15 protein-coding genes are annotated in these 20,691 nt (G+C 73.0%); 12 read left to right on the top strand and 3 right to left on the bottom strand.

What is annotated here, in order from left to right; genetic code table 11:
* Window positions 1-92 precede the first annotated feature (92 nt).
* Both ACOOGG_RS02360 and ACOOGG_RS02355 read left to right on the top strand, forming a co-directional pair.
* The gene (locus ACOOGG_RS02360) at window positions 93-809 is read left to right on the top strand and encodes a cellulose synthase operon protein YhjQ/BcsQ (RefSeq protein WP_420431898.1); all 717 of its coding nucleotides are present in this window, start codon (window positions 93-95) and stop codon (window positions 807-809) included.
* Between the two features lie 72 nt (window positions 810-881).
* The gene (locus ACOOGG_RS02355; RefSeq protein ID WP_420431896.1) at window positions 882-1,328 is read left to right on the top strand and encodes a hypothetical protein; all 447 of its coding nucleotides are present in this window, start codon (window positions 882-884) and stop codon (window positions 1,326-1,328) included.
* A gap of 117 nt (window positions 1,329-1,445) precedes the next feature.
* Here ACOOGG_RS02355 and ACOOGG_RS02350 read toward each other — a convergent pair whose 3' ends face one another.
* From ACOOGG_RS02350 to ACOOGG_RS02340, 3 genes are all read right to left on the bottom strand, one after another.
* Window positions 1,446-1,787, bottom strand: coding sequence for a DUF86 domain-containing protein (locus tag ACOOGG_RS02350; RefSeq protein WP_420431894.1), 342 nt, complete (start codon window positions 1,785-1,787; stop codon window positions 1,446-1,448).
* A complete protein-coding gene (locus ACOOGG_RS02345; protein ID WP_420431892.1) occupies window positions 1,784-2,074 on the bottom strand; it encodes a nucleotidyltransferase family protein in 291 nt (96 codons plus the stop codon). The genes ACOOGG_RS02350 and ACOOGG_RS02345 overlap by 4 nt, the downstream gene beginning before the upstream one ends.
* A gap of 119 nt (window positions 2,075-2,193) precedes the next feature.
* Window positions 2,194-2,619: a hypothetical protein gene (locus ACOOGG_RS02340; protein WP_420431890.1), complete on the bottom strand. Its 426-nt coding sequence runs from the start codon at window positions 2,617-2,619 to the stop codon at window positions 2,194-2,196.
* Between the two features lie 251 nt (window positions 2,620-2,870).
* Between ACOOGG_RS02340 and ACOOGG_RS02335 the strand changes: the two genes are divergently transcribed.
* The 10 genes from ACOOGG_RS02335 (at window position 2,871) to ACOOGG_RS02290 (ending at window position 20,514) form a co-directional block, all read left to right on the top strand.
* Window positions 2,871-3,245 (top strand): hypothetical protein, encoded by a 375-nt coding sequence (locus tag ACOOGG_RS02335; protein WP_420431888.1) that lies wholly within the window; start codon window positions 2,871-2,873, stop codon window positions 3,243-3,245.
* Window positions 3,238-3,513, top strand: coding sequence for a hypothetical protein (locus ACOOGG_RS02330; RefSeq protein ID WP_420431886.1), 276 nt, complete (start codon window positions 3,238-3,240; stop codon window positions 3,511-3,513). Before ACOOGG_RS02335 ends, ACOOGG_RS02330 begins: the two co-directional genes overlap by 8 nt.
* Entirely contained in the window at window positions 3,513-6,308 is a 2,796-nt protein-coding gene (locus ACOOGG_RS02325) for an ATP-binding protein (RefSeq protein ID WP_420431884.1), read from the top strand. Before ACOOGG_RS02330 ends, ACOOGG_RS02325 begins: the two co-directional genes overlap by 1 nt.
* A 4-nt stretch (window positions 6,309-6,312) precedes the next feature.
* Window positions 6,313-8,862: a hypothetical protein gene (locus tag ACOOGG_RS02320; RefSeq protein WP_420431882.1), complete on the top strand. Its 2,550-nt coding sequence runs from the start codon at window positions 6,313-6,315 to the stop codon at window positions 8,860-8,862.
* Entirely contained in the window at window positions 8,859-10,508 is a 1,650-nt protein-coding gene (locus ACOOGG_RS02315; RefSeq protein WP_420431880.1) for a hypothetical protein, read from the top strand. The genes ACOOGG_RS02320 and ACOOGG_RS02315 overlap by 4 nt, the downstream gene beginning before the upstream one ends.
* Window positions 10,501-12,834, top strand: a complete 2,334-nt coding sequence (locus tag ACOOGG_RS02310; protein WP_420431878.1) for a type IV secretory system conjugative DNA transfer family protein — start codon at window positions 10,501-10,503, stop codon at window positions 12,832-12,834. The genes ACOOGG_RS02315 and ACOOGG_RS02310 overlap by 8 nt, the downstream gene beginning before the upstream one ends.
* Window positions 12,809-13,642 carry a hypothetical protein gene (locus tag ACOOGG_RS02305; protein WP_420431876.1) on the top strand — a complete coding sequence of 278 codons (834 nt, stop codon included), beginning with the start codon at window positions 12,809-12,811 and terminating at the stop codon, window positions 13,640-13,642. Before ACOOGG_RS02310 ends, ACOOGG_RS02305 begins: the two co-directional genes overlap by 26 nt.
* 11 nt (window positions 13,643-13,653) lie before the next feature.
* Window positions 13,654-14,394 carry a hypothetical protein gene (locus ACOOGG_RS02300; protein WP_420431874.1) on the top strand — a complete coding sequence of 247 codons (741 nt, stop codon included), beginning with the start codon at window positions 13,654-13,656 and terminating at the stop codon, window positions 14,392-14,394.
* Between the two features lie 85 nt (window positions 14,395-14,479).
* Window positions 14,480-15,151 (top strand): hypothetical protein, encoded by a 672-nt coding sequence (locus ACOOGG_RS02295; protein WP_420431872.1) that lies wholly within the window; start codon window positions 14,480-14,482, stop codon window positions 15,149-15,151.
* Entirely contained in the window at window positions 15,067-20,514 is a 5,448-nt protein-coding gene (locus ACOOGG_RS02290) for a helicase-related protein (RefSeq protein WP_420431870.1), read from the top strand. The genes ACOOGG_RS02295 and ACOOGG_RS02290 overlap by 85 nt, the downstream gene beginning before the upstream one ends.
* The last annotated feature ends 177 nt before the right edge of the window (window positions 20,515-20,691 follow it).

Genomic DNA, 20,691 nt, shown 5'->3' with positions numbered 1-20,691 from the left:
GGTCGGTGCGACCGGTCCCGACCGGTGGGGTGGGCGACAGTGTGGCCGATTGTTGGCTTCGACCGGCTGCGGGCCGGGGAAGGAGAGCTGAGATGTTGATTTCAATGTGGTCGCTCAAAGGCGGCCAGGGAACATCGGTCACCGCCGCGCTGGCCGCTTTGCGGGCGTCCCACGACCGCGGCGAGCCGGTGCGGCTGGTGGACTTGGGCCGGGACCAGCCGGCGATCTTCGGCACCAGCGAGGTCTCCGACGCCGGGCTGGGTCGGTGGACGCAAAGCGACCTCGGCACCGAGGCGCTGGACCGGGACATGGTTGAGCTGTCGCCGAACCTGTCGCTTCTGCCCAGGGGCAGTTTGCAGTTGAGCCAGAGGCGCGCCGGCGAGCTCGCAGAGTGGCTCAAAGCCGACGGCACTACAACCGTGGTCGACGCGGGCACCTTGGACCGCGACCATGCCGAGGGTTTCGCCGACAGCGTCCACCAAAAGATCGTCGCCGAGTCCGACCAGTCGATCCTCGTGACGCGGGCCTGCTATCTGGCGCTGCGCCGCACGGTGAGCCCGCCGGTGCGGCCCACCGGGGTGGTGCTGGTGGCCGAGGCAGGCCGGGCGCTGACCCGCTCCGACTGCGAGCGGGCCATCGGCGCGCCGGTGGTTGCCACCGTCGCCATCGACCCCGACACCGCCCGGGCGGTCGACGCCGGGATGCTGCGCACCAGGGTTCCCAACCAGGCCCTCAGGTCGCTGAGCGTGCTGGTGGAAAACGACCTGCCCCGCGCCCGCGACAACGCTCCGGGCGTCGAGTTGGACTGAGCAGGCAAAAGACCGCGGCCCCCACACGGTCGCGACCGGTTGCGACCGGTGAGCTGAGAGAAGGTGAGCGCCATGAAGAGCGCATCTGTGAACCACAACCCTCTGCCGGCTTCCCGCCGGGTCTCCCACCTCCACATGGTGCCCGGCACGGGCGCAGCGGCCACCACCGGCGACGCGGTGCGGCTGCGGCCCGCGGGCAGCCCGCTAGCCGACGGGTGGCGGTCGGTGACCGTGGCCGCCGCACCCGACGAGCACGGCGCCCACCAGCCCAGCTGGGAGGTGCACTTCGACACCGAGGTCGTCGCCCGGCTGGTGCGGGGCGGGCCGGTATCCGACGAGGTGGCCGGGGCCATGGCCGACGACGACTGGGAACAAGTGCTGTTGGACCGGCCCCAGGGAGCACCCTGCCAGGGCACGTTCTGGGCGCAGCGCACCGACGCACCGTCGCTGGTCGCAGAGCGCGAGCAGTCCCGTCTCGTGCACCCCTCCAACGCCGCCGATATGGAAATCGGCTTCTGACCGAGCCCGAATGACGCCCCGCCACCCCGTGGGCGACCCAGAGGGGACGGCGCCCCGGTGCCGTCCCCTCTGCCGCGTCCGGTGGGCGAGCGGCGGTTTCGGCTGCCCTGTGCGGTGCTATTGGCCGGCGGCGCCGCGGATTGCGGCGAGCTTCGCGGCCAGGGCGGGCACGTCCCGGGTGATGGTGTCCCACAAGATGTCGGGGTCTGCGACGAAGTACTCGTGGGCCAGCTTGTTGCGAAGAGACTTGGCCTGCCTCACCGGAAGGTCGCTATGGCGGGCGGTGAACTCGTCTGAGAGGCTGTCGAGCGCCTCCCCGATGACCGCGAGGTTGTAGCTCGCGGCGTCTCTGGCAACCCAGTCGCCGTCGTATGCGGACCGGCCCCGGGCCGCTATCTCGGCGAGCCGGCCACAAGCCCCGAGGACGTCGTGTATCCGCTCGTCGTCTGGTCGGGTCACAGCGGGATGGCGTCGTCGAGCATCGCGCGGCAGCTCTCTCGCACACATGAACGGGGCACAACGTCGACTCGGGCCCCCAGCAGGTCTTCGAGGTCCGCCTCCAAGCCGCCGATGTCGAACAAGGTGACGCCTTTTTCGAAGTCCACCAAAAAGTCGTAGTCGCTGTGGGGGGAGTCCTCGCCGCGGGCCACCGACCCCACCAGCGCGATGGCGCGGGCATGGTTGCGCTCAGCTGCGGCCCGGATCGCGGCCCCGTACTTCACCAACACATCGTCTCGGCGGCTCACGCCTACCATCGTAACCCGCCCCGGCGCCAGCCAGCGCTCCCGAAAACGAGGTGGAGCCCTGCCCGCCAGCCGAGACATCGCGGCCAGGGCCCAACCGGCCGCCGACCAACAGTCCCTTCTCAACGTCTGCCGCTGCCAGCTCGGTATCGACACCCGGCTATTGCCCGGCTGCTGCGCCGACCAACCCGGCACCGCGCCGACCCCCAAACCGCCACAGGCGCGTTCACCCCGATGCCAGGGGGGCGGAGGTCTGGTGCTGCGGGTGGCGGTGTTGGCCGAGAAGTTGGAGACGCGTTGGCCGGGGTCGGCGTCGGGGGCCGTATGCGGGCCGGGTTTTGGTCGGTGAACTCGGATATGGGGGCGGTGGCTGGTTGGGCGGCGGTGGGGTGCGGGACGTGGATTTGGCCGAGCCCGTCGTGTTGGGGGGCGTCCACGTCCCCCCATTCGTGGGCGAGGATTTGGGAGCAGCGCAGGGAGGCGTCGTGGGCGACGGCGATCAGGGCGATGTCGATGTCGCCGCGGCGGGCTTGGGTGGCGGTCTCCAAGCGCCCTCCGGGCTGGTTGCGGCGGGGCTGGCGGATCGCGGGTCCCCGGCTGTTGGTGTAGCGGAGGGGCGCGGCGCGGGCCGAATCAGAGCCTGAGGGCGCTACAGCGGCCGGCTGGCTGCGCGTGCGGTTTCTTCTGTTGGCGCGGTGCGTTCCCGGGGGGACCGGTCGCTTCGGGGCGGGGTTTGCGACCGGTGGGGCGGGGGGTTTGCGACCGGTTGCGACCGGTGGGGTTGGGGATTGTGGCGGCTGTGACTGCGAAGCCCGTGTTCGGTGCGTCTTTCGGCGATCTGCTGCGGCAGGCGTCGGAGGTGAAGCAGAGCCTTTCGCGCCCGGAAGTGGAGCCGCCTGTTTTGGTGGAGCGTCCGGGGCGGGTTGGGGCTGATCCGTTCAGTTTGGGCGGGGTGGTCGGGCTGGCGGCTGCGGCGGCTGTCGCGGCCGGCGGGTCGATCGGCGTGGCCGACTGGCGCCTCGATGTGGAGGTTCCCGCGGCGGCGCGCCGTCGGCGGCTGCGTCGGGCGGGGGGCTGCGAGGGGTGGTCGTTCGACGGCGACCGCCTGGTGCAGGAGCCGCCGGCGCCGGGCTTGGCGGGCACTGACACTTGGAAGGGAGATTTCGATGTTTGAGGACATTGGCACCTGGCTGACCCAGATCCGGATTCTGGCGGCGCTGGCGTTTTTGGCGGTGATCGCGACTTTGGCGGTGGTGACGGCGTGGAAGACCAAGTCGACTCCGGCGACCATCGGGGTGATCGTGGCCGGCGCGGTGGCGCTGGCTCTGTTGGCGCAGCTCGATGTGATCTCGGGCAAGGTCAGCGACGAGATCGACGGGACGAACAGGACCACTGTCGACACCGGTGGGATGGAGATCATCTCGGAGTTCGGGGGCGGCTGATGTCGGACCGGCAGATGATCAAGTCGTTCACCGGGCCGCGGCGGCGGCCGACGGAGATCGGGCGTATTCCGGGGTTGACGCTGCCGTGGCAGTTCACGCTGGCGCAGTTCGCGGTGGGCGCGTTCGGCCTGTTGTTGGCGGTGGTGATGCTGAGCTCGGGCGCCCCGGTGTGGACCGCTGTTCCGGTGGTGGCCTTGACGCTGGTGGCGGGCCGGGCGATTCGCAGGGTCCGCATCGACGACCGGCCTCTGTTGGCCGGTGCGGCGGGCTGGTTGCGGTTCGTGTCGGGGCGGGCGGTGAGGGACCGGCTGGTGCCCCGCACTGCCGACGCGGTGGTCGACAACGCCTTTGTGGGGTCGGACCACTCGCTTTGGCTGTTGTTCAGCGTGGCCCCGGCGCCGTATGGGTCGCTGGACAGCACGCAGGACAAGCTCGCCGCGCTGGGCGCGGTGCAGCGCTTGGTGGCGTCGGTGGGAGCGGACCGGTTCCGCCTGTTCTCCACGGTGGACGCTCTGGGGGCCGATGAGGTGATCGAGCAAATGGCAAAGGTGTCCCCGTCCGGGACGTGGGACCGGGAGCTGGCCGCGGAGCACGACCGGCTCAGCGGCATGGATATGGCCGACCGGGCGTTCTGGCTGATGGTGCTGTGCGGGGAGGCGTCGGCGGCGAAGGACGAGGGCGGCTGGATGGCGGGCTTGGCGGCGATGGCCGGTTGGCGCCCGCCGGCGCGAGCGAGCTGGGTGGACCGCGCCGCGATGGCCGACCGCTGCGAGGCGATAGTCGCCCGGGCGGGATCGGCGGTTGCGCTTCGGCCCGCCACCGCGGCGGAGGCCCGGTGGCTTTTGGACCGCATCGCGGTGGGGGCGGCGCACCGCCCCAGCGTGCGCGCCGAGGGCGACTACCCGCACCTGATGTTGGAGCCGCACCCCGATGCGGTGACGGTGGGCCGCGGCTTCACCGAGGGCGCATCGGCGTGGCGGGCGGGCGACGCGGAGTGGTCAGAGCCGCTGCAGCGGGTGGCGGTGGCCCGCACCGGCACTCAGACCGTGGCCCACGTCTCGGCGGTGGTGTCGCAGTTGCCGGACTCCTGGAGGGTGCCCGGCGGCGGCGAGCTGTTGTGGGCGGTGGACTCTTTGGCCGAGCCGTGGGAGTGGCTGATCGACGTGGAGGTGGTGCCCAACCAGGTGGCGGTGACCAAGACCCGCAACCAGCACCGCCGGTTGCAGAACCAATACGACGAGTACGGCGGCGATCCGGCGGGGGCGCCGCCCGATTTGCAGGCGGCGTCCGAGCAGATCGAGGCGCAGCGCAAGGCGCTGGTGGAGACCCGCAGCGACGAGTTCGTGGTCACCGTGGTGCTCACCACCGCGCTGGCGGCCGGCGGCGGCACCGACGACGACATCGAGCGGGCCGCGGAGCAGCTCAATGCCCGCCTGGAGCGCCTAGCGGGCCTCGCCGCCCGGGGCGATGTGAGGATCGCGGCCCCGTCGGGCGACCAGCTCTCTGCCCGGCGGCTGTGGCTGCCCCGCCGCCACCGCGCCCCGGTCAGCCGCGACTACCGGCAGTTCCTGTTGAGCGACGGGCTGGCCGGTCTGGGCCCGTGCCTGCACTCGGCGGTCGGCGACCCGCAGGGGATGATGTTGGGCTGGGCCGACGACAAGGGCAGCAACGTGCCGGTGCTGTTCGACCCGACGCTGGGGCCGAGGGGCCAGGCGGTCGGCGCTCAGCCGCGGTCGCCGTCGATAGGCATCGCGGGGCAGTTGGGAGCGGGCAAGTCGGTGTTCGCGAAGCGGCTCATGTGGTCGGCTCTGATGGCCGACGGGGCCCTCGTGGCGATGGACCGCTCGGAGATGGGCGAGTACGCGGCCTACGCCCGTGCGGTGCGGGCCGCCGCGCCCGAACTCGACGTGGAGATCATCGATGTGCGCGACCCCGGCTGCGGGTCGCTGGACCCGATGCGGGCCATAGCCGACGGCCGCCTCGCCGCGGACACCGCCACGCTGTTGTTGGGGTTTCTGGGCCGGATCGACCCGCACGGGGCTGCGGCGGCCCGCCTCGCGCTGGCCGCGGCGGACAATCCGGGCATGCCGCTGGGCGACCTGGCCCGCACCGCGGCGTCCGGCGACGACCGCTCCGCAGGCGAGCTGGCCGTGCTCGAAGCGCAGGCCGCCGCTTTGGCCCAGCACCCGGTGGGCGGCGTCTTGTTCGACGCCGACCGGCCCCCGGCCAACCTGAGCGCAGACCTGGTGGTGCTCTGGGCGCCGGGGCTGGCTTTGAACCCGCAGCCCGACACGCCCGCCGAGGTGGCCGCCAGCGCCGCGGTGCTGGGCATGATGCTGACCGGGCGGGCGATCACCTTCGCCTCCGCCGACCGGTTCGCCGCGCTGTTGCTGGACGAGGCGTGGTCTTTGCTGGGAGACCATCGGGCCCGCTCGGTGGTCGTCGAGGGGCTGAGGGACGGGCGCAAGCACAATGCCGGGATCTGGCTGGCGTCGCAGTCGCCGTCGGACTTCGCCGCGTCGCCCGAGCTGAGCGAGCTTTTGGGCTATGTGGCCTGTTTCGGCGTGGCCAACGAGGAAGCGGCCGCGGCTGCGGCCCGCCTCGCCGGGGTGGACCCGGCGCTGGCCGCCCGGCTGCTGATGGGCCTGCCGACCGGGACCATGCTGTGGCGGGACCTGTTCGGCCGGGCCGGCCTGGTCGAGGTCGCGCTGCCCGCCGACCCGCTGGCCGCCGCGGCCATCGACACGACCCCGGCGGGCCGGCACGGACCCGAGCCGGCCCCAGCGGCCGGGTAGGGCGATGGCGGGCCTGCGACGGGGCTCGGCCTTAGCCGCCGCGGTGGTCGCCGCGGCGGCGGTGCTGCTGTGGGCCGCGGCGGGCGCCGCGGCGGCCCAAGACGGCGCAGACGCGGGCGCAGGAGCCGGGGCTTATGGCGCGTCGTGGCGGCAGTGGCAGGCGGCGCTTGGGGGGGCCGCCCCGGAGCTGGAGGAGCTCGTCGCCGAGTGCGCCGACCTGCTGGCCGCCAACGACCCCGAGTGGGCCACCAGGGGGTGCGAGAGCGCGTCGGAGCACTGGGTCGGCGCGCAGTCGGTGACCGAGACGTGGTTCAGCGGCGACAGCACGTCCGCGCAGACCACCCTGGGCGTGCCCATCACCAACTACAACATCTACTTCGACGGCGGAGGGACCTTCAGCGTCCACCGCAAGTTCTTGGGCCAGGCCATCGCCTGGGCTTGGTCGGGCGGCATCGTCGCGCTGCGTTTCGCGACGTGGGCGTTCGACTGGGTGTCCGAGGGCCGCCTCACCCAGGTCATCCAAGCGGTGCCGAGGCTGGTGGCCGACACGCTCAACACCGCGCTGGTGCACGGCCTGCGGCTGAGGGAGGTCGCTTTGACCACGCTGGCCATCGCCACGGGCTGGTCGGTGATCCGGGGCCGACACGCCCAGGCCGCGGGCAACGCCGCTTTCGCCATCTTGGCGATGGCGGTGTGCGGCCTCATCTTGGCCAACTTCGACGGCTACTACGCCGGCGCGCAGGACACCAAGAACAAGCTCACAGCCGCGGTCTTGGAGGGCGCCCACCAGCAGACCCCCGGAGGGTCGGACACCGTAGCGCTCACCTCCCCGCTGATGGACTCGGTGGTGCACCGGCCCTGGCAGCGCCTCAACTTCGGGCGCGAGCTGCAAGGCCCATGCGAGATCGCAGCCGGCGCCAGCACGCTGCACCGCGCCGCTGGCTCGGGCGACCACTACCCCCGCAAGCAGATCAAAAAATGCGACCCCGACGGGCCGCTGCTCGACGCGTTCAACCGAAAGCCGACCACGGACCGCCTCTTCGGCGGCACGGCCGTCCTCGTCGGCCATCTCGCCCTGGCGTTTTTGATCCTGTCGACTGCTCTGTTGGCGCTGTCGTCGGAGCTGCTGTTGGCCGGGGCGTTCGGATTCCTGCCGGTGGTCGCCGCCGCGGTCGCATTCCCCGGCGGCAGAAGGCTGGTGCAGGGCTGGGTGTCGATGCTGCTGAAGGGCATCACCGGGCTGGCCGCGGGCGTCCTGTTCCTCCGGCTGGCCGTCGAGGTGCTCGACGCCATCAGCGCCGCCAACGCCGACCTGGGCATGCTCGACCTGTTCGCGGTGATGGTGCTGGTCGCCATCGCGGCCATCAAACTCCGCAAAGCGCTGCCCGAGGCGGCATCGAAGATCTCGGGCAACATCGGCGCGAAGCTCTCATCAGCAGGCAGCGCCACCGGCGGCGGGGGCGGGGCCGCGCTGGCCGGCGCGGGGGGCGCAGCCGCGGGACTGCTCGCCGGCGGCTACCTCTCCGCGCACCTGCTCGGCGGGCAGCCGCCCGCCCGAGCGGCCCGCCACGCCGCCACCAAGGCCCGCGCCATCGGATCGGGCGTCGCAGCCGCGGGGGCCACGGGCGTCGCCGCCTTCTCCGGGCAGCACGGCGGGGGCAGGCTGTCGTCGATCACCTCCAAGACCAAAGCCGGCGGCGGCGCAGGGCTCGCGGCCGCCGGCGCGACCGGAGGGCTCGCCGCGCTGGGCCAAAGGGTCCACGCCCGCCGCCACGCCCAGCAGGCTCTGGCGGCGCGCGACCCCAAGAAAATGAGCGAGGCCGAGCAGACCGCGGCGGCCGACAGGATGAACCAGGCCGCCCACAGCAACCGCCGAGGCGACCAGCTCATGGCCGCGCAGAGCAAGCTCACCCGCCAAGACGCCCTCGACCAGCTCGCCCAGTCGAAGCGCAAAGACATCAGAGAGGCCATCGCCGCGCGCCCCGACAACACCCGGTCGCGCGCCGACCAGCTCGCCATGGACCCGTCGCGGCGGGTGCGCACCTCAGCAGTGGCCGCGGGGGCGGTGTCCGCGGACGCCGCGCTGGCCCAGCGGCGCACCAGCGGCGCGACGCGCCGAGCATCCGGCAAGCTCGCCGCCGACCAACCCCGACACCGGCCCGCAGCCGACAACGGCCCGCCGACCGCCGCACAGCCGGACCACCCCAGAACAGCCCGCCGCGGCGCCCACGACGCCCAGGCCCGGCCCCGCAGCGAGCACGCCGCGCCCCGAACACAGCAGACCGACCGGGCAACCGCCGGACGCGGCGCCGAGGGCGGGCCCGCACCCCAGCCCGGCGAGCACCCCGCCGCAGCCAACGAGCAGGCCAAAACAGACCGCCAAAGCGACGACAAAGACCCCCACAGCAGCCCGCGGGAACAGCGAAACGCCAGCGGGGACCGCCCATCAGACACCGAACCAGGCACCCGGACCCGCGCAGACGCCGAATCAGGCACCGGGACAGGCACCGGGACAGGCGCAGACCCCGCAAAAGGCGAGGGGCCGGGGCGATGAGCGCGAAGAAGGCGTCGAAGCTGATCGGCAGGGCCCTGCCCCCCAACGCCCAGGTCGCGCTGCGGGGCGTTCGGGCGGCTGGGCGCATCGGGCGGGTCGTCCGCCGCCGGTGGCCGTGGTTCGCCGCGGCGGCGGCGCTGTTGGCGCTCATGGCCGGCGCGGCCTTGGACACCGCAGGGTCGGGCGCTGCGGCCGGCACAGCCGAGCAGGCCCGCCGAGGCGGGGTGCCAGCGCAGCTGTGGGCGGCGTACCAGCACTCGTCGCGGCTGTGGTGCCATCCGGCGTCGGGCGCGGTGTGGATGGCGGGCGCGGACGGCGATCCGCAGGGGCGCGACGAAGACGGCGGCGGCTGGCACCGGGCGGACTGGCGGCTGGTGGCGGCCGTGGGCAAGATCGAGTCGCGCCACGCAGCCGCAGCGGACATCAACGCGTTCGGGGATGTGTCGCCGTGGATCGTCGGGCCGGCGCTCGACGGCGCGAACCCGCAGTACGAGGTGGTCGCCGACACCGACGCGGGCACATGGGACCTCGACGTGTCCGGCGACCGGGCTGTCGGGCCGATGCAGATCCTCCCCTCGACGATGGCCCGACTCGGCGCAGACGCCAACCGCGACGGCACAGCCGACCCGCACAACGCATGGGACGCGGCGCTGACCGCGGCCCGCCTTTTGTGCCTGGCCGGCCCCGACGCGCGCGGGGCGATCTTGGCTTACAACCGCTCCGAGCAGTACGCGGCCGACGTGACCGCCGAGTACGTGGCGCTGGTCGCGGAATTCGACGAGGACGAGGCGGCGCTTTTGCCCGATGGGCTGCCGCTGGGACACGCCGCGGTGCCCGAGGGGTCGCCGCTGGAGCAGGCGCAGCCGATGATGGCGTCGGTGGTAGCCCGCTGGGCGGCGCTGAGCGGCTTTCGCGCCGACGTGGAGCCCCACTGCGTCGGGGGCCGGTGCGCGTGGGCGGTGGACGAGGCCCCAGAGATCGTCGCCGCCTGGCAGGACGCCCTGGCCGGCATCGGCTCTGAGGGGCCGGTCGTCGCCGAGGGCAAAGTGCTGTTCGCCGGAGACACGGCGCGCTGGGCGCAGCTTCCCCGGCTCGCCGCCGGCGCCGGGCTGGGCTGGCCGCTGGCCGTGAACCCGCCGCCGTTGGCGGCGTCGCCCGACATCGACGGGGCGGCGCCCGAGCACACGGTCGCGCCCCGGTGGTGGCCCTACCACCTGCCCGCCGGAGATCCGGCATGGTCGGCCCCGTCGCCGGTGCTGGCGCTGCCCGCCGTCGCGGGCGCAGTGGTCGCGTCGCCGGCTGGCGGCGACGCCGCTGCGACGGCGAAAGACTGCGTGAGCGTCGCCGACGAACACGGCTGGGCGTGGCAGCTGTGCGGCATCGAGCCCCGCCGCCACGCCGGCGGCCCGGTGCGGGCCGGGCAGATGATCGGGACCGCCGCGGGCGGCGAGGTGGCGGTGGCGCTGCTGGCGCCCGACGGGCGCCCGGCGTGCCCCGGAGCGGTGTTCGCCCACTGGGCGGGCGGGAAGCCCTGGTCGCCGCAGGCAATCGACGACGCCTACGCCGCCTCAGACGACGGGGCGGCCGAGGGCGGGCGGGGATCGGAGTCCGGTCCGAATCCGATCAGGGAGTGCGCCCATGGGTGAGCGGGAAACCCGGCCGGCCGCGGGAGGGGCGGGGCGCGAGTGGTGGTTCGAGGCGCCGAACATGTGGTGGCTGGCGGTGCCGGCCATCGGGGTGCCGGTGCTGTGGTGGTCGATGGGCGTGTCGTTCGTGCTGGGCACGTGGGCTGCGGGCCGCTCGATGGGCTGGCCCGCCACCACGGTGCTGCTGCGGGCGGTATGGGGTCTGGCCCAGGGCCGGCGCTTGGACGTGGCGTGGCTGATGGCCGGCGGCGACGTCACGGCGATTGCGACCGCGTGGTGGCTGGCGGTGTTCGCCGTGTTGGCGGTGGCAGTGCCGGTGGCGCTGGGCGCGCTGGCGGTGGAGTGGCGGGCCGCGGGCTGGCCGATGCCGTCGATGCCCGCCGGGGCGCCCGCGGGGCTTTTGGCGGGGCGCAAGAACCCGGAGCGGCCCGAGCGGGACTTCATCCGGCGGCGGTGGCCGGTGCCCGCCCCCTACGACTACCGGTGCCCGGGCCCGGGCGTGCTCATCGGACGCTGGCGGCGGCGCCATCTGGTGGCCGCGGACGGCTTGCCGGTGCTGGTGGTGGGATCGACGGGCTCGGGCAAGACCCGCCGGTTCCTGGGGCCGAACACGGCGCACTATCCCGGCCCGGTGGTCGCAACGTCGGTGAAGCAGGACTTGGCCGAGCTGGCGCTTGAGCACCGCAGGGCCAAGGGCAGGGTGTACGGGTTCGAGCCGACCGGGCGGCTGCACGGCTGGATGGCCGCCAACGGGATCACCCCGGTGTCGTGGGACCCGGTGCGCTACATGGCCGCCGACCCGACCCGCGAGAACGCCGACATGCTGGCGCAGTTCCTCGCCGGCCAGGCCAGCGCGGCGGGCCAGGGAAACCAGGCGGTGTGGCCGAACCTGGTGCAGGCCGCGCTGAGCGACATGCTTTTGATCGCCTCGGAGATCGGCGCGCAGCTGTCGACGGTGGTCGGCTGGATGACGAAGCTGTCGGTGTTCGCCGAGATCGCCGAAGACGCGGCGCTGCGCAAGAAGCTGTCGCCGGAGGCCAAAGAGGCCCTCGACCAGCTCGCCAGCGACGCGAAGAAGGACTCCCGCATCGCGGGGTCCATCGAGGCGACCGCGCACGAGCTGACCCGCAGCCTGAAGTGGACGGCCAGAGCCGGCGCCAAGGTGGCGCCGGTGCCGGTGGACGTGACCGTCAACGGCGGGTCGGACACGCTGTTTCTGATCGCCGACCACTCGTCGCAGTCCACCCACGAAGCGCTGTTCGGCGCGGTGCTGCGCCATCTGTTCCACGTCGCTGAGACCGCGGTGCTCGACCCCGACGTGTCCCACACCCGCCCGCTGTTCGCCCTCGACGAGTTCGCCAATCTCGCCCGCTTGAACGACATGCCGAAGCTGATCTCGACGATCCGGTCCCGCGCGCAGGTCATCATCGGCATACAGACCCCCGCGCAGCTCGCCGCGAGCTGGGGCAGGGAGCACGCCACGACGATCATGGACAACTGCGCGGTGAAGGTCGTGCTGCCCGGATCGTCGGACTCGGCGGCGCTGCAGACGTTCGTGACCCTCACCGACGACGATGACGACGAGTCGGCGGTGGCGACCGCGGCGGGCTGGCGGATGATCGAAGACGGCTACGCGATGGCGGTGGCCGGCAACCGCAAGCCCTTCAAGTTCCGGCTCGCCGACGCCGACCGCTGGCTCGGCGGCGCCCCCGAGGAAGCGGGCGATCCGCGGCCGGAGGCGGAAGGCCCGCCGGGGCCTCCCGGCGAGGCGCCCGGCGAGTTGGAGCCTTTCGAGGCCCCGGGCATCGCGGAGGCCGTGGCGGGAGACGGCGGCGGGCAGCCCGCCTCCGAGGGCCCCGGGCGGCTGTTCGACTACCCCCCGGAGGCGCCGGATGTGCCGCCCTACGAGGTGCTCTATGAGAGCCCCGACGTCGACGCCCTCGACAGGTTCGCGGGCGCGAGCCTGCTCGCCGGCATCGACCGGGACGAGCTGGCCGAGGCCCACGAGAACATCAGGGCCCGGCTGGCCCAGGCCGTCCCCTTCGCCGAGGCTGCGGAACCCGCCGAGGCCAGCGACGGCGGTGCCGGCGGTGCCGGCGGTGCCGGCGGGTGGCTGCCGCCTCCGGTGCTGGAGGCGGACAACGCGCTGGGGATCAGCGTGGAGGGCGTCAAGGCGCGGCGGTCCGAGGCCGCCCCGCAATACGAGATGTTGACGTTCGAGGACGCGGACGGCGCGTTCGGCCTGCACCCGTCGGGCTGCGTGGTCGACCTTTCGGGAACACAACAGGAGGAGGTGCGCCATGGGCACGAGCTCTGCGGTGTATGAGACGGAGCGGGCCGAGAGCGTCGCCGCGCACATCGCGGCGGCGCTGGCGGCCAGCGCGGAGCGGTCCCATGCGGACGAGCGCTGGAGCGGGTGCTGGGACGCCATCGGGCCGGCCCAGCCGCACGACCCGGTCAACAACACGGTGTGGTCGGGCATCAACCGGTACGCGCTGGCGGCAGGCCGCACCGCCATCGGCGGGGCGCCCACCGGCGCGTGGGCGACCGAGGAGTCCTGGCAGGGCGCCGGGCGCGCCCTGCGGGCAGGGGAGCCGGGAATCGTCACGCTTCACGCCGGCCTCGGCGGGCTGCGGGCGGTGACGGTGTACAACGCCTGCCAGCTTGCCGAGCCCGCAGCCCCCGACGAGCGGTTCGCGGCCCCGCCGCCGCTGGAGGCCGCCGACATCGACCGCCTCTTCGCCGGCGGCGGGGTGGCGAGCACCGAGGAGGACCCGGAGCGCCGGGCGTCGCAGCTCGCGGAGGTCGCCGTCGCCCAGACCGGCGCGGCGCTGGGCCGCCCGGCGGGCTGGCAGGACGCCCGGGAGAGCCTCGTGGGCGTGCTGGCGTCGCAGGTGGCGGTCAACGCGCTGGGATTTGCGTACTGGCCCGACCGCCCGGCCCCCGACGTGGTCGAGGAGTGGTCGGAGCTGTTGCGCGGCCCCGACGGCGGCGGGGCCGCGCTGGCGGCCACCGCAGACGCGGCCCGGCTGGCCGCGTCGGTGGTCGAGCAGATCGCCGCGCACCAGCTCGAAGCCCCGCATCAAGGCGCGGCCGCCCTCGACGCCGGATATCCGCACCCGTTCATCGACTGAAGGAGAACCCCATGGGCAACAACAGCATCGACACCACCCGGCTCCGCAGGGCGCTCGCGGCCGCGGCCGCGCTGCTGGCAATCGTCACAGCCACCGTCGTGGCGGCCAAGTGCTCGTCGCCGTCGCAAGTCGTCACCGCCCCGGCGCAGGGCCCCTCTCCGCAGGAGGCGTCGGCGCCGGTGAACGCGGCGGCGGTGGCGCAGGCCCGCCTCGACGAATGGGCCGGCCAGCGCGTCGCGGTGGCGGGCGTGGAATGGCTCGACGCCGACGCGGCGGCGGTGACCGCCGCTCTGCCCGGCGGCGAGCACGTCGCGATCACCGTGGTCCGCACCCCCGCGGGATGGCAGGCCCCGTGGCCCCCGGCCGCAGTCGCGGCAGCCCCGGTCGTCCCGGTCGAGGCGTACGCGGACATCCCGCCCGCGGCCGCCGGCGACGTGCGGTGGCAGACCGCGGTGGGCTTTCTGGGGGCGTGGTTGGCCGGCGACGACCCGTGGCGGTGGACCCATGCCGGGTTCCGCCCCGACCCGCCCGCGGTGGCCTACCCCGAGTGGTCGATCGCCGGGGCCGGCCAGCCCCTGGCGGTGCCCGGAGCGCCGATAGCGGTGCTGCCCGTAGACGTGGACGCCGCCGCGGCGGGCGGCGCGCAGCGCCGGTACCGGTTCTGGGTGGCCGTGCGGGCCGATGCCGACGGGCAGATCGGCGTCACCGCCCTCGCTCACCGGCCCCCGCCCCCCGCGCTGGGGGAAGAATAGGTCGCAGGCGCCCGTAAAATGGTCCGCAGAGACCGCGCCAGCGCCGACCAGCTCTGCCTGTTCGGCCCCGACCAGGAGGCCCCCGATGATCCAGCTGACGCTCCCAGCGCCGGAGGTGGCCCCCTTGCGCCACCTGGAACCGGTGCCGGCGCTGGAGGAATGGGCGCTGGCGGCGTGGGAGTGGCAGGCGATGTGGACGCCGTACAGCCTGGGCAAGCTGATGCGCCGCACCCCGGCCGGCACGGCGACGCAGGACCACGTGACCGCGCACTTCAACGAGGTCGGGGACCGGTGCTGGGCGATGTGGGCCCAGATCAAAGACCACCAGACGCGAGCCCTGCCGCCGGGGCTGGGCGGCCAGCAGACGCGCCACGCGGAGCGGGAGATCGAACGGCAGGCCGCGCAGATGGTGCGGGCCGAGTGGGTCCAGATCCCCAAGGAAGTGGACTACCCGGCCTACGACCCGGCCCTGGACTGCGAGATGTTCGAGATCTCGGGTCTGGAGTACCTGGGCCGGGCCGAGCTGGCCGACGGGGTGATCTGGGCGGCGACGCAGGCGACCGGCCCGCACCAGCGGACCCCCGCGCAGATGACGGTGGCCGACCTCCAGCACACCCTGGACCACAGGATCAGCCGAGCGGAGCGCCATCTGGTGTTCACCCAGGCGGCCCAGTGGGCCCGCAGGGCCACCAAGAGCACCCAGACCGCACCGGAGGGGCTGAGGGGCCTTCTGGCCTATCCGATACCGGCGTACTGACCCGCCTTCGGGGCCGGGACTACGCCCCGCCCAGCGGGGACATAGGGAGGATCAACGCCAACCTCCGCGCCATCGAGATCGCCAAGGCGGGCGGTCCCGCCAACGACGAAGAGCTGCGCGAGCTGGCGCGGTGGTCGGGGTGGGGGGCGGTGCCCAGCCTGTTCGAGCCCGGCTCGGAGCTGGCCGAGCGGTTCGGGCCGAAGCTGGCCGAGCTGTTGGACGGCGAGGAGATGGCGCTGGCGTCGGCGACCACCCCCAACGCCCACTACACCTCCCCGATGGCCGCCGAGGCCATCTGGCGGCTGGCCCGAAAGCTCGGCTTCGAGCAGGGCGCCGCTATCGAGCCGGGCTGCGGGCCGGGCGTGTTCATGGCCACCGCCCCCGACGGCGCCCGCATAACCGGCGTCGAGAAGGACCCGACCACCGCGGCGATCTGCAGGGCCGCCCACCCCGGCCACACCGTCATCACCGCCGATCTGGCCGGGGTAGCCCTCCCCGGCAGCTTCGAGCTGGCGGTGGGCAACGTGCCGTTCTCGGGGATCGTCAAGCCGTACGACCCGGTGATCTCCGCGGACCGGGGCCTGAGCCTGCACAACTACGCGCTGGCCAAGGCGCTGTGGACGCTGCGGCCCGGTGGTCTCCTCATCGCGATCACCTCCACCGGGACGCTCGACGCCCTCAATCCCTCCCAGCGCCAAAGGCTCGGCGAGCTGGGCTGCTTCCTCGGCGCGATCCGCCTGCCGGGATCGGCGTTCGAGCGCCAGTCCGGCACCGGCGTGACCACCGACATCGTGGTGTTCCAGCGCCGCGGCCACGACGGCGAGGGCGCCGCGCCCACCAGCGCCGAGATCGAGGCCGACACCAACCGGCTCATGGCCCCGTGGAAGGACACGGTGGAGGCCGTCCGCCCCGACGGCGGGCCGTTCATGAAGCCGGCCCGGACCGCAGACGACGGCGCCAAGGTCCCCGCCGAGGCGCACTGGCACAACCGGTGGTACGCGGACCACCCCGACCTGGTGCTGGGCCGCTGGGAGTCCGGCGGCCTCTACGCCGCCGACCAGCTCGTCGTCCGCTACGACGGCGACGACCTGCGAGGCGACCTGGAGGCGGCAGTGGACCGGCTGGCCGAAAGGATCGAGCTGGCCCGCCGCCTTCCCGCCCCCGCCCTCGAGACCGACGCGGGATACGCCGAGGTGTGCGAGCCGCCGCCGGGCTGGCAGCGGCCGGCCTGGGCGCAGGAGGGGAGCATCTTCGCCTGGAAGACCCAGAGCGGAACCCGCACCAAAAAGCCCCGGTTCCGGTTCGCCCGCGTCGAGCAGGGGAGGCTCGCGGAGCACGCCGGCCCGGCCGAGTCGAACATCGGCGCCCGCTTGGAGCTGGCCCTGGTGTGCGCCATGCGCGACGCCCACCGCGACCTCACCGCCGCAGAGGCCGCCAACCTCCCAGACGCCGACCTTGACCGGCTGCGGCACACCCTCGCGGCGCGCCGGCGGTCGTTCATAGCGCACACCGGCAGGCCGCTGAGCCACTACAAGGTCCAAGCGCGCAGCCGCGCCGACGACGCCGAGGAGCCCGTCGCGTCGGGCGGGCTGCGCCGCGTGTACCCCAAGCTCGGCGGGTTCGCCGGGTGGGCCGGGTCGCCCGCCGACCCCGATTACCTGCGGGTGATCGCCTTGGACGACTACAGCCACGAGACCGGCGAGTGCGTCGAGGCCGACATCTTGTCGCGGCGGGTCAACACGCCGCCCGAGGCCGCGGTGGAGGTCGCCACCCTGGCCGAAGCCGCGGCCGCGTCGATGGGGCGGCGCGGCCGCCTCGACTTGGAGTACATGGCCGGCATCACCTCGTTCGAGTGGTCGCCCGACGACCTCGCCGAACAGGGCGTCGCCTACCTGGACCCGTTCCCCGACGGGGGCGGGCCGCCCCGGTGGGAGGCCGCGCCCCGCTATTTGAGCGGCGACGTGCGGGCCAAGCTGCGCCTGGCCCGGCGGGCCGCAGCCGAAGACGGCGGCGAAAAGTACGCCCCCAACGCGGAGGCGCTGGCCGCGGCGGTGCCCGCCGACATCGCGCCGACGGACATCGCGCTGTGCTGCGGCGCGCCGTGGCTGCCCGCTGAGGACGTGGCCGAGTTCATCTGCGACACCCTGGACATACAGAGCTGCGACGTGGAGGTGTCCTACTCGCCCGACAGCGGCTGGGCCATCGGGTTCGCCGGCACCCTGGCCACCCAGGGAGAGGCCATGGTCTCGGTGTGGGGCACCTCCGAGCGGCCCGCCCCCAAGCTGTTGCAGGCCGCGTGGGCCAACAAGAAAATCGAGATCACCCAGACCTCCCCCGACGGAACCCGCGAGCCCAACCACCCCGCCATAGCCGCGGCCCGCGCCAAAATCGACAAGTGGAACGCCGAGCTGCGCCGGTGGGCGTTCGACACCGACCCCGAGCGCTGCGACCGCCTCGCCGCATTGTACAACGACACCTACAACTGCTTCATAGCCCCCCAGTACCCGCCGGAGTGGCTCGGCCACCCCGCCGGGCTGATCGACTCGTTCACCCTCCGCGACCACCAGGCCTCCGCGGTGTGCCGCATTCTGCACGAGGGCGACGTCTTGTTGGCCCACACCGTGGGGGCGGGCAAGACCGCGGTCATGGCCACCGCGGCGATGGAGATGCGCCGGCTGGGGATCTGCGCCAAGCCGCTGATCGCCGTCCCCAACCACCTCGTCGCCCAGTTCTGCCGGGATATGCAGACCCTGTACCCGAACGCGTCGATCCTCATGCCCGACGGCGGGGCCACCCCGACCGGCCAGCGCCGGCGCAAGGAGTTCATCGCCAGGGCCATGAACGGCGACTGGGACGCCATCGTCATCCCCCTGTCGTTCTTCAACCGGTTGCCCGCATCGCCCAGCGCCGTCGCCGCGTTCAACGCGCAGCGCATCGAAGACCTCGAGGCCCAGTTGCGTGGCGAGCGCGACGGCGAAGCCGCCGCTGGCGCGGCCAAGGCCCGCCAGAAGGTCATCGAGCAGGTGCTGGAGAACCGGCGCCAGGAGAACAGGGACCTCGCCCACCGCCAGATGGCGCTGTGGCACCAACAAGGCGTCGCATTCGAGGAGCTCGGCGTGGACTACGTCATGATCGACGAGGCGCACTGCTTCAAGAATTTGCCGCTGGTCAGCCAGAACCGCGACTTAGCGCAGTCCAGCCCGTCGATCTGGGCGCAGGCCATGGAGGTCAAGGCGTTCGCGCTGCGGGCCCGCAACCGCGAGCTCGGCGTCAACCGGGGCGCGCTGACGTTCGCGACGGGCACGCCGGTCACCAACGCGCCCTGGGAGATATACGTGATGCAGCGCTTTTTGCAGCCCGGGCTGCTGCGCCAGCGCCGGCTGTGGTCGTTCGACTCCTGGGCCGCCGCGTTCGCGGAGTCCGTCCTGCGCGCCGAGCCGTCGCCGCGGGGCGCAGACTGGAAGGTCAAGAGCCGGCTGCGGGCCTACAAGAACCTACCCGAGCTGGCCGGGCTCCTGTCGCTGTGCTGCGACATCAAGACCGCCGGCGACCTGGACCTCGACCGGCCCGCGATCGCCGGCAGCGCACCCGAGACGGTGCTGGTGCCCGGCTCTCCGCGGATGGTGGCGTACCAGGAGTGGCTCCAGCGGCGCTCCGAGAACCTGGGCGAGAACCCCCAGTGGGACAACATGCTCAGCATCTGCAACGACGGGCGCAAAGCCACCCTCGACCTGCGCCTCGTCGGCGTCGACCAGCCCAGCCCCTCCAAGGTCCAAGCCTGCGCCGAGCGCGTCGCCCGAATCAGAGACGCCCACGCGCGGCGGCGGTTCCTGGACCCCGCCACCGGCACCGAGCACCGGGCGCCGGGCGCGTGCCAGATCGTGTTCTGCGATCTCGGCACGCCCGGCGAGCACAAGGCGTTCACCGTGTACGACGCGCTGGGCGCCGAGCTGGAGGCCCGCGGGGTGCCGCGCGCCGAGATCGAGTTCGTCCACGACCACGACAGCCCCGCCGCCAAAGACGCCCTGTTCCGCCGGTGCCGCCAGGGCGACGTGTCCGTGCTGGTCGCCTCGACCGCCAAGGCGGGCACCGGCGTGAACATCCAGACCCGGCTCGCCGCTTTGCACCACCTCGACCCGGCGTGGACGCCGGCGAGCATGGAGCAGCGCGAGGGGCGCATCGTGCGGTCGGGCAACCAGTTCGACGAGGTTCAGGTCATCAGGTACTGCCAAGAGAGCAGCTTCGACACCTTCATGTACTCGACGCTGGACTCCAAGGCGCAGTTCATAGCCCAGTTCCTGTCGGGGCGCCACCACGGGCGCACCATGGAATACGAGGACAGCGGCGAGGCGATGGGCACCGACGACTTCGCCGCGGCCATGGCCGTGTCCTCCGGCGACCCCAGGGTGGTCCGGCGCGCCGAGCTGACCCACGACATACGCGAGCTCGAGCTGCTCCAAGAGGCCCACGACATCGAGCGGTGGCGCACCTCCACCCGGCTCAAGTTCTGGCACCAGTCCCTGCCGGCGAAGCGAGCCAAGCTCGAAGCCCTCAAACCCCTCGCCGTTCCCGCGCAGACAGCCGGGTCGGTCCGGGTCACCCCGGGCCGCAGCCTGCCCGCCGGCAGCGGCGACTCGCCCGACGAGCAGCTCCGCTGCGAGCTCGAAGCCGTCTACCACCGACGGGAGGACGCCGACACCCGCGTCGCCGAGGTCGCCGGCCTCGAAGTGGCCGCCCGCCACGTCGTCGACGACGACATGCGGGCCGTCGAGGTGCGCATCGGCCCGCCAGAGGCAGGCATCGGCTTCACCATAGAGGGCCGCGACATCGCGGCGGGCCGGCTGCGGCCCGCCACCCGCGTCGCCAACACCGTCAACAAGGTCCCCGACACAGCCGCCGGCACAGCCGCCGACATCGACCGCATCACCCAGTCCATCCCCATAGCCGAGAAGCAAATCCACCAGGACTGGCCCCACGCCCAAGAGCTGAGGGACAAGAAGACCGAGCTCAAAAGAGTCGAGGCCGACCTCTACGCCAACCCCATCGAGCGCGACAAGGACGAGGGCTTCTACAAAGCCCTCCTCGACCAGCCCGAGAAGCGCAAGTCGGCCAGCACCCTCGTCAACCTCGGGGAGTTCGCCCACCGGCCCGCACCCCCGCCCCAACTCGGCGACAACGGCCTCAGCGCAGACAGCCCCAGCGACAACGGCCTCAGCGCAGACAGCCCCGGCGACAACGGCCTCAGCGCAGACAGCCCCGGCGACAACGGCCTCAGCGCAGACGGCTCCGCCGCCGCCGAGGGCCTGTCGGCCACCAGCCGCGGCCGCGGGGTCTCCACGGGCGGTGCGGGCATCGGGCTATGAGCCGCCCGGGCACCCCAACTCCGCGGCCCTGGAAGCGAGCGGAACATCACAAAAGGTTCGCTCGCTTGACATATTCGAGCGATGTGCGAGAAAGAAAAGCCAATGACCTGCCTAGATACCGGAAAGGTGGTTTCCGCCCGGTGCGGTCGACGATTTTGCATTCTTCCGCCCGCTTGC

It is taken from the genome of Candidatus Poriferisocius sp., from assembly GCF_965214065.1.
In the GTDB taxonomy this organism is placed as follows: Bacteria; Actinomycetota; Acidimicrobiia; order Acidimicrobiales; family Bin134; genus Poriferisocius.
Note: the sequence above shows the minus strand (reverse complement) of the source record. Positions and strands in the feature narration are given on the sequence as shown.

Excerpts from the sequence above, each read along its gene's own strand:
- ACOOGG_RS02360 (WP_420431898.1), top strand. The coding sequence starts at position 93 with ATGTTGATTTCAATGTGGTCGCTCAAAGGCGGCCAGGGAACATCGGTC.
- ACOOGG_RS02295 (WP_420431872.1), top strand. The coding sequence starts at position 14,480 with ATGATCCAGCTGACGCTCCCAGCGCCGGAGGTGGCCCCCTTGCGCCAC.
- ACOOGG_RS02305 (WP_420431876.1), top strand. The coding sequence starts at position 12,809 with ATGGGCACGAGCTCTGCGGTGTATGAGACGGAGCGGGCCGAGAGCGTC.
- ACOOGG_RS02315 (WP_420431880.1), top strand. The coding sequence starts at position 8,859 with ATGAGCGCGAAGAAGGCGTCGAAGCTGATCGGCAGGGCCCTGCCCCCC.
- ACOOGG_RS02300 (WP_420431874.1), top strand. The coding sequence starts at position 13,654 with ATGGGCAACAACAGCATCGACACCACCCGGCTCCGCAGGGCGCTCGCG.
- ACOOGG_RS02330 (WP_420431886.1), top strand. The coding sequence starts at position 3,238 with ATGTTTGAGGACATTGGCACCTGGCTGACCCAGATCCGGATTCTGGCG.
- ACOOGG_RS02310 (WP_420431878.1), top strand. The coding sequence starts at position 10,501 with ATGGGTGAGCGGGAAACCCGGCCGGCCGCGGGAGGGGCGGGGCGCGAG.
- ACOOGG_RS02355 (WP_420431896.1), top strand. The coding sequence starts at position 882 with ATGAAGAGCGCATCTGTGAACCACAACCCTCTGCCGGCTTCCCGCCGG.
- ACOOGG_RS02325 (WP_420431884.1), top strand. The coding sequence starts at position 3,513 with ATGTCGGACCGGCAGATGATCAAGTCGTTCACCGGGCCGCGGCGGCGG.
- ACOOGG_RS02320 (WP_420431882.1), top strand. The coding sequence starts at position 6,313 with ATGGCGGGCCTGCGACGGGGCTCGGCCTTAGCCGCCGCGGTGGTCGCC.